A 6,269-nucleotide genomic window follows, 5' to 3' on the forward strand; every position below is an offset into this window, starting at 1 on the left:
CGCCCTGCGTGGCTTCGGACCTGTTTGAGATCGCGCAGCCACGCAGGGCGTGGCTCTACGTGGGGGAAACCCCTATTCCTGCTTGGTATACCTGGCGTTAAGCTTTGCGGACCATCCAAGGGGATCCCGCGTCATGGAAGACAACAGCCCGTACCAGGCCGGCCACGCGGCTCCTGCCGACAAAACCGAAGCGCGGCTGCGTGCCAATCTGATTCCGCATGAAATTGGCGGGCCAATCAAGCATCTCTGGGTCCTGGCAACGGTGCTGGGCGCGATCTCGCTGCTGGTGAGCGTGGTGCAGTTCGCGCCGCAGTACGAGGCGTATCGGGACGGCAACATCACCCTGCTGATCATGATCATTGCAGTGGGTGCAACCGCGGTTGACGGCATTCTCTATCTCGCTGCCGCCTGGGCCATACGCCGCTACAGCCGCGTCGCTGCCTGCCTGCTGCTTGGCTATTACCTGCTCGGTCAGACGCTGTCGCTGCTGTTCACCGAGCGCTCCATACTGGTCGGCCTCCCCTTGGCCGTGATCATTGCTTTCATGATGATTCGCGGTACGCGTGCAACGTTTGCCTACCATCGCTACGCCGCACAGGAAGCACGCCGCCCGCCGCGCGGCCGGCTCAGCGACGACCCGTTGTTTGCCCCGAAACCGGAAGCGTAGATCCACGCCCTGCGTGGCTGCGACTCCGTTTTAGCATCGCGAAGCCACGCAGGGCGTGGCTCTACGCGTGGTTCGTCTGCCCTCGGCACCGTGCGCCGTCAATCCTGTGATCGGTTGGTCGCCGCTTTCGGCGTCTCGCTGAAGTCGGCGATCCGCCACAGGTACAGGCTGGCGTAAGTTCGATAGGGGCCCCATTGTTCGCCGCGCTCGGCCAGCGCCTTGGGCGTGAGCATCACCTCGGCCTTGTCCAAGCGCTGCGCGCCCTTGCGGATGCCGAGGTCATCAATGGGCAGGATGTCCGGCCGCCCCAGCCGGAACATCAGCATCATCTCCACCGTCCAGCGACCGATGCCGCGGATCGGCACCAGCGCCTCGATGATGGCGTCGTGCTCCATCACCGACATCCGCCGCAGGTCGGGAATCTCGCCCGCCGCCTCACGCCGGGCGAGGTCGCGCAGAGCGAGCGCCTTGTTACCGGATACCCCACACAGACGAAGCGCGGCATCGTCTATACGCGACAGCGTGTCGGCGTGCAGGCGGGTACTGCCAATGGCCGTTTCCACACGCCCCACAATGGTGGAGGCCGCCTTGCCGCTGAGTTGCTGGAACAGGATCGCCCGCGCCAGTGCATCGACCGGGTCGAATGATTTTCCCCACCCCGGCGGTGCCTCGATCGGCCCCAGCCGCTTCATCCACGCCGCCAGCCGGCGGTCACGCCTGGCCAGCCAGTCGTGGGCCTGCTGGACATCGAAGCCGCGGCGGAAGCGGGGCATGGTCAGCGCCTCAGGGCATTGAGCCCGTACACCAGCCAGCCCAGGATCAACGCACTGCCGCCCACCGGAGCCAGGCGGGTGGGCAGCTGCCACAACGCACCGCCGACCAGGCTGCCCGAGAACAGCAGCGTGCCCAGCAACAGCACATACAGGGCCAACCGGCCGACGCGGTTCTGCTGACTTGCGCCCAGCACCGCCAGGGCGACGCCGTGACCGAACGCATACAACGCGGCCGTGCTCACGTGCGACTGCGCCAGCGCGTCGCTGATGCCATGCGACGCATAGGCGGACAGGCCGACCGCGGTGGCGGCGAGCAGTCCGCCCAGGCAAGCCAGCAGCGAGGGTTTGCGCGTGCGTCGTTCCAGATTGAGCATGGTGGAATTCCTTCTGCCAAAAAAAACGCGCCGCAGTGAGCGGCGCGTTTTGAGGTCATGCGTTACATCGCATCAACCGCTGGGTTACTTCACAGCCCAGTAGACGTCGTAGGTGCCGTCTGCGGTGAACGACTTGTCCACGCCATCCTTCCAGGTTTCGTACGGACGGTCGATGACTTCGTTACCGGCAGTGACAGCCCAGGCGCGCAGGGCGTTACGGGCGATATCCAGGCCTGCCATGTGGCCGGTGAAGGCAGCATGGGCGGAACGGTGCGGAGCGACGTGCACGTACTTCACCGGTGCGCCGCCGTCGATCTTGACGGTCAGCTGCTCAGCCGAAGCACCTTCGGTGCCCTTCTTCTTCACCGGCTGGGCGATGTCGAAGGCGTACTTTTCCTGGCCGAAGTCGGTGGTGATGATGCGGAACGGGCCGGCGGCTTCGAGGTTGTTGGCCTCCATCACGCGCTTGATCCACTCCTGGTTGTCCTTGATCGACTTGGTGATCGTTTCCTGGCCACGGTCGACGTTACCGGCGTTCACCACCAGCAGGTCTTCGGCCGGGACGTCCACGATGGCCAGATCGGTCAGCGGGGCTTCGGCGGTGCGGTAGTCGATGTTCGGCACGGTGGCCAGCATGTTGGCCATGCGCGACAGGCCCAGCTTCAGGTCGTCACCGATGTGACGGCTGACGTACAGGCCGGCATAACGACCGAACAGGTCGAAACCGTACTTGACGCTGTAGTCCTGGGTGATCTTGACGTTGCGGCCACCCTTGCCGGTCGGCTCGAGGGTGAAGCTGGTCTTCTTGTCGTGGCCCTTGCTGACGTCATCGATGGCGATGGCGACACGCTTGCCGGGTTCGGATTCGGTGATTTCCCAGCTGCCTTCGCCCAGCGACGCTTCCTTGGAGGCGTAGTCCAGACGGGCACCCACGCCAGCGGCGGGGCCGGAGTACTTCAGTTCAACGGCGGGATCGCGCAGCAGGAGCGGGTTCCAGTCCTTGAAGCGGCGCAGGCTGTTGACCGTGTCGAACACGATCGTCATCTTGCGGTTGGTCTCGATGCTTTCGGAAATATGGCGTTCGCCCGGCAGCGCCACGCCAATGATGACGAACAGGCCAGCCACGATCCCCAAGGCGATCAGGAACTCGATAATACGGGTCATTCAGGAGTCTCCGGGGCCGATCCCACGGCCGGGTTGATTGAAGCGAAGCGCCAATCCTAGCAGGCTTCGCAGGTGTAATGGATCAGGATTGGCGCACCGGTTTCCATGCCGGCAGCGGTTTTGTACAGACAAGGAGCGGAAAGATAGCGCATCGCGCGCGTCCGCACGTAGAGGGGCAAGGAATTTCTTCACTCGCCCGCACCTGAATGAATTCCAACTGACCCGTAAAACCCTTGCCCTGCAAGGGTTGTGCCGCAGCGAGCCGGGCGGATTCAGACAAGCTGGAGTTCAAATGCCTTGAGCACCGCCCGGGTGCGGTCGCGCACGCCCAGTTTGGACAGGATGTTGGACACGTGGTTCTTGATCGTGCCCTCGGCCACCCCCAGCGAATTGGCGATCTCCTTGTTGGAGAAACCGCTGGCCATCAGCCGCAGGATCTCGGTCTCGCGGTCGGTGAGCGGGTCCGGGCGGTCCAGGCTGACAAACTCGTTGTGCATGTGCTCCAGTCCCGACAGCAGCCGCTGGGTCACCGCCGGCTGCACCAGCGAGCCGCCTTCGGCGACCGTGCGGATGGCCCCGACCAGCTGCTCCAGGGTCACATCCTTGAGCAGATAGCCCTTGGCCCCTGCCTTCAGCCCAGCCAGCACCAGCTGGTCGTCGTCGAAGGTGGTCAGGATGATGGTCGGCGGCAGCTGGTCGAGCCGGGACAGCATCTGCAGCGCCTCCAGCCCGGACATCACCGGCATGCGCATGTCCATCAGCACCACGTCCGGCTTCACCTGGGGCACCAGGTCCACGGCCTGGCGGCCATCGGCGGCCTCGGCGACCACTTCGATCCCGGCATCGAGCGCCAGCAGCGAGCGGATTCCCTGCCGCACCAGGGTTTGGTCATCGACCAGGCAGACGCGAATCATCACAACGCTCCTTCAAAAGGTGCCAGCATCAGCACCGGCACGCCGGGGACCGAGGCGCGCAGGCGGAAGCCCTGGCCCCGGCGGGTTTCAATCTGCAGTTCACCGCCGCACTGCTGCAGGCGCTCGCGCATGCCACGCAGGCCATTGCCGACGACGATACCGTCGGCACCGATGCCATCGTCATGCGCCTCCACCACGACCTGGCCGGAGTCCTCGCAGCGTACCTGGATCCACAGGTTGCGGGCATCGGCGTGGCGCACCGCATTGGTGATGATCTCCTGGGTACAGCGCAGCAATACATGCGCATGCTCGGGATCTTCCACGCTCAGCGGCTCCTCGATGTCCAGGTGGATGTGCAGCGAGGGCACCTGCTCGGTCAACGGCCGCAACGCGGCCGCCAGGTCGATCGCGCCGCTGTCGCGCAGCTGGCTGACCGCCTCGCGCACGTCGGTGAGCAGGAGTTTGGCCAAGGTATGGGCCTGGTGCACGTGCTCCTGGGCCTGGCCCTCGGTGATATGGCCGGCCACCTCCAGATTCAGGCTGAGCGCGGTCAGGTGGTGGCCGAGCAGGTCATGCAGCTCGCGCGAGATGCGGGTGCGCTCGTTGACCCGGGCGCTTTCAGCCAGCAGCACGCGGGTGGCGCGCAGCTCGGTGTTGAGCCGCCGCTGCTCTTCCCGGGCATCGGTCTGCTGCCGGGCGACCAGGCTGGTCACGAAGATGAACATGGAGAAGCCGCCATACAACAGCGACTGCATCAGCGCTTCGAACAGCGAGAACGGCAGGAACAGGTAATAGACCGGGGCCACCGCCAGCTGGCTCACCAGCAGCCAGATCACCCCGACCCGCGCCGGGAGCATCCACGGGATGACCCCGGCCGCGACCATCATCAGGATGCTGCCCAGCCCGGAGCCGCTGAGATAGCTGACCCCCAGCGCACAGATGGTCAGCAGGACCAGGATGGCGCGGTCATACCAGGCCGAGTGGCCGCCGTTGCGCAGCCCGCGGGTCAGCCACAGGTAGCCGCCGCCGAAGGTCAGATACGCCACGAACAGCAACAGGGCCTGCTTGTCCACCTGTCCGCCATGGCGCAGCAGCGCCTCGTACTGGGAATAAACCAGCGGCAGACCCAGCATGACCCAGGTGAACAGGCCGGCCAGTCGCAGTACTCGGGTTTGGCTGAGGTATCCCAACATGGCTGCATCTTAGGCTGAACCTGCGCCTGTGCACCCGGGCAGAAGTCATGGCTCGTCGGTGACCCGACCGGCCGGCCATGTAATAATCCGGTGCAGGGTTCCTTCGGGAACCATCCGCGTTACCCCACGGAGTCACAATGTCGATTGTCATCCGCGACGTGCGCGAGCACGAGCTCGATTCCGTCCTGGCACTGAACAACAACGCCGGCCTGGCCATCCTGCCGCTCGACGCGGCCCGCCTGCGTCTGTTCTATGAAACCGCCGAGTACTTCCGGGTCGCCGAACGCGACGGCAACCTGGCCGGCTTCCTGATCGGTTTCGGCAGCGAAAGCGGGCACGACAGCAGCAACTTCGCCTGGTTCAAAGCGCACCTGGACAGCAAATTCTTCTACATCGACCGCATCGTGGTGGCCAGCCGCCGTCGCGGCGGCGGTGTCGGCCGTGCGTTCTACGCCGACGCCCAGAGCTACGCTGAGCTGCGCTACCCGCAGCTGACCTGCGAGGTGTTCCTGGACCACGGTGCCGACGCTGCCCTGCTTTTCCACGGCAGCTTCGGCTTCCGCGAGGTCGGGCAGAACACCATGCCGCACGTGGATGTGCGGGCCAGCATGCTGCTCAAGGACCTGTGCAGCTACCAATGGGTGCACGACACCTACGGCGACGCGCTGCCGGACGTGCCCTGGGTGGGCCAACGCCGGCTGCCGCTGGGCGCGCAACGACCGACGGGGACCTGAAGTGGCGGCAAACATGGATTTCGAACAGGCCGGTGAGCTGAAGATCGGCCAGGTGGGTATCGCCAACCTGCGCATCCGTACCCTGGATGTGGAACGACTGACCCGCGAAATGCACGAACGCGTGGCGCGTGCGCCGAAGCTGTTCGGGCGCGCGGCGGTGATCCTGGACTTCGGCGGGCTCAGCCGCATGCCGGACGTGGCCACCGCACAGGCGCTGCTGGATGGCCTGCGCAGCGCCGGCGTGCTGCCGGTGGCGCTGGCTTACGGCAGCACCGAGACCGACCTGCTTTCCCAGCAGCTGGGCCTGCCGCTGCTGGCCAAGTTCCGCGCCCAGTACGAGCGCGCCGAGGCCGAACCGGTACCGGCCGCCGCGCCGGCACCTGCACGCGCACCCGCCCCGGCCGCCGAACCGGCGCGGCGGGCCAGCCCGGTCGCTGCGGCGGCCGAAGC

At 65.7% G+C, this 6,269-nt stretch carries 7 protein-coding genes and 1 pseudogene; 3 read left to right on the top strand and 5 right to left on the bottom strand.

All coding sequences use genetic code 11. The features are described from left to right. The first annotated feature begins 133 nt into the window (after positions 1 to 133). The gene (locus QMX83_RS19395) at positions 134 to 667 is read left to right on the top strand and encodes a hypothetical protein (protein ID WP_282298282.1); all 534 of its coding nucleotides are present in this window, start codon (positions 134 to 136) and stop codon (positions 665 to 667) included. A gap of 98 nt (positions 668 to 765) precedes the next feature. Here the strand turns inward: QMX83_RS19395 and QMX83_RS19400 are convergent, their stop codons facing one another. From QMX83_RS19400 to QMX83_RS19420, 5 genes are all read right to left on the bottom strand, one after another. Beyond that, entirely contained in the window at positions 766 to 1,440 is a 675-nt protein-coding gene (locus tag QMX83_RS19400) for a DNA-3-methyladenine glycosylase (RefSeq protein WP_282298283.1), read from the bottom strand. Between the two features lie 2 nt (positions 1,441 to 1,442). Then, positions 1,443 to 1,814 (bottom strand): DUF423 domain-containing protein, encoded by a 372-nt coding sequence (locus tag QMX83_RS19405; protein ID WP_282298284.1) that lies wholly within the window; start codon positions 1,812 to 1,814, stop codon positions 1,443 to 1,445. Positions 1,815 to 1,898: 84 nt separating this feature from the next. Continuing rightward, the gene (locus QMX83_RS19410; RefSeq protein WP_282298285.1) at positions 1,899 to 2,978 is read right to left on the bottom strand and encodes an SRPBCC family protein; all 1,080 of its coding nucleotides are present in this window, start codon (positions 2,976 to 2,978) and stop codon (positions 1,899 to 1,901) included. Between the two features lie 272 nt (positions 2,979 to 3,250). After that, positions 3,251 to 3,892, bottom strand: a complete 642-nt coding sequence (locus QMX83_RS19415) for a response regulator transcription factor (protein ID WP_282298286.1) — start codon at positions 3,890 to 3,892, stop codon at positions 3,251 to 3,253. Beyond that, positions 3,892 to 5,085 carry a sensor histidine kinase gene (locus QMX83_RS19420; RefSeq protein ID WP_282298287.1) on the bottom strand — a complete coding sequence of 398 codons (1,194 nt, stop codon included), beginning with the start codon at positions 5,083 to 5,085 and terminating at the stop codon, positions 3,892 to 3,894. Before QMX83_RS19420 ends, QMX83_RS19415 begins: the two co-directional genes overlap by 1 nt. A 137-nt stretch (positions 5,086 to 5,222) precedes the next feature. Between QMX83_RS19420 and QMX83_RS19425 the strand changes: the two genes are divergently transcribed. Beyond that, complete coding sequence (locus QMX83_RS19425) at positions 5,223 to 5,819, top strand: GNAT family N-acetyltransferase (protein ID WP_282298288.1); 597 nt, start codon at positions 5,223 to 5,225, stop codon at positions 5,817 to 5,819. Positions 5,820 to 5,832: 13 nt separating this feature from the next. Then, positions 5,833 to 6,269, top strand: a pseudogene (gene minC, locus QMX83_RS19430) (septum site-determining protein MinC); the annotation flags it as partial.

The sequence above is a fragment of the Stenotrophomonas sp. PS02289 genome, from assembly GCF_029960115.1.
Taxonomy (GTDB): domain Bacteria; phylum Pseudomonadota; class Gammaproteobacteria; order Xanthomonadales; family Xanthomonadaceae; genus Stenotrophomonas.